This window comes from Klebsiella sp. 18074, from assembly GCF_902705905.1.
In the GTDB taxonomy this organism is placed as follows: domain Bacteria; phylum Pseudomonadota; class Gammaproteobacteria; order Enterobacterales; family Enterobacteriaceae; genus Klebsiella; species Klebsiella terrigena.
The window spans coordinates 1-1845 of sequence record NZ_CACSIS010000077.1 but is presented as its reverse complement, the minus strand read 5'-3'; the positions used below and the strand labels follow the sequence as shown (position 1 = coordinate 1845).

Below are 1845 nucleotides of genomic sequence, written 5' to 3'. Positions count from 1 at the left end.
ACGAATGCCTTTGGCCGCTCTGCTATCACAGAGAACGAAATCCGCGCGGCGGGCGAACTCCAGCCATTGCCTGAACTTGACGATGAGATTCCGCCTGATGACCGCAAACCAAAACCTGATCCTCTGGCCGACCCAGAACCAGAAGCCGAAAAGTCCGGTGATACCACGGTCGAAAGTTGACCCCACGATGTCGCGCAAAGCCGTCAGTAAGATGGAGCGCGATATCGAGGACCGTTACTACGCGATAAAGGTTGCACTGAAGGCCCTTTTCGACCAGCGCCTGACTGGGCGTGAGCGTGAGGTCAACAGCCACAACTGGCACTTCCTGTGCCACGTTAACGGCGAAGAGCCAACGCTCTACCAGGTCAATGCCGGGCGGTTCATCTACGACATGACGGCGCAGGAGCTAGCCGATCTTCTGGGTATCGTGCAGACCATTCTGGACGATCACCTGCTGGAAGGCGGGGAGCAAAACCTCTGGGCGATGGAATACGTCACCAAAGAGGCTCAGCGCGGCACGCTGGAAGCTTTCAATAACCTGTCTCAGCAGTCTCCGGTTTACGCCAGCCAGACAACGCTGCAGCAACTGCTTTCCAGTCCTGCGTATCAAAACCAGATCGCCAGCGCCTACATCAGCACATACAGCGACTGGAAGCTGGAAGCCGACCGGGCGCGCGGCGACCTCGCAAACGTCATTGCTGATGCGATTGGCCGGGGTGTGAATCCGCGCGAAACGGCGCAGGTCATAAGCAAGCGCCTCGACGTCTCAATGAGTCGCGCGAAGAACATGGCGCAGACTGAGCAGGTAGGCGCGCTGAGGCAGGCGCAATGGAACGAAACGGACTGGGCGGCGGATCGGCTGGGGCTAAAGACTGGCCTGTTATGGCTGTCAGCGCTCAAGCCTACGACGCGCACATGGCACGCCAGCCGCCACGGCAAGGTTTACACCACTGAGCAGGTGCGAGACTTCTACGCTGAGAACGGCAACCGATATCACTGCTATTGCAGCCAGATTCCGGTGTTGCTCAACGACGACGGCAGCATATTCAACAAAGGGCTAGCTGAGAAGCTGGCGAAAGAACGCAAGCAGTGGACTGAAAAAGAGGCAGCATGATTACTCACTACATCGCTTACTACGAAGGCCTTGATGAAAAAGGCAACGTAATTATGAATGGCAACATTGCAGCCGATGCTGAAAACCTGACTGACTCTGGGGCATTCATGAATTATCTCACGGATAAGACCCTAGCTGATGCGCAGGTCAATCAGCCAACAGTCACACGCATAATACTGAAAGGCGTGTTCAAACTGTAAGTTCTTCACCATAGGCAACTATATCCACCAATGAGGAATGTATGAACTACATGACCAGACCAACGCCAAGGCGTGACAACGGACTTAGGCTGTTTGAGAAAAATGGCTGCATTGGTGTATGCACTATGGATGGGAAGCCGATTAACGGGTTGATTTCTGTAAAAGCTCATTCCGAGCACGGACAAATAACCAGGGCAACTATCGAAGTTGAAATATTCAATGCTACTGGTGAGCTCGCATGTCACACCGGTAATAGAGCATCTAATAAACCCAAAGAGTAAAGAGGACGCAGCGTGAAGCTATCCAGCATCCACGTTAAATCCCTCGCCATCAACGCCTCCAATATCTCCACGACAACAATCAACGACCAGGAACACTACGTCATTCGTGGTGCGGTTCCGATCGTCGATGACATCGTGATGAATGGCGGCCTGTACCCGGCGGAGGAGATTAACAACAGCTACCAGACGATGGAAGGCAAGCTGATGCCTCTGCCGCATCCGATGGTAGATGGCAAGTACGTCAGCGCCA

3 protein-coding genes and 2 pseudogenes are annotated in these 1845 nt (G+C 54.0%); all 5 read left to right on the top strand.

The genetic code is table 11. From position 1 onward, the window contains the following. Positions 1-180, top strand: a pseudogene (locus GVK32_RS29390) (DUF1073 domain-containing protein); the annotation flags it as partial. Between the two features lie 31 nt (positions 181-211). Then, positions 212-1114 (top strand): phage minor head protein, encoded by a 903-nt coding sequence (locus GVK32_RS28550; RefSeq protein WP_227697934.1) that lies wholly within the window; start codon positions 212-214, stop codon positions 1112-1114. Further along, positions 1111-1314, top strand: coding sequence for a hypothetical protein (locus tag GVK32_RS28545; RefSeq protein ID WP_159874212.1), 204 nt, complete (start codon positions 1111-1113; stop codon positions 1312-1314). Before GVK32_RS28550 ends, GVK32_RS28545 begins: the two co-directional genes overlap by 4 nt. 41 nt (positions 1315-1355) lie before the next feature. Continuing rightward, entirely contained in the window at positions 1356-1595 is a 240-nt protein-coding gene (locus tag GVK32_RS28540) for a hypothetical protein (RefSeq protein ID WP_159874210.1), read from the top strand. A 12-nt stretch (positions 1596-1607) separates the two neighbouring features. Next, positions 1608-1845 (top strand): annotated as a pseudogene (locus GVK32_RS28535) (DUF2213 domain-containing protein); the annotation flags it as partial.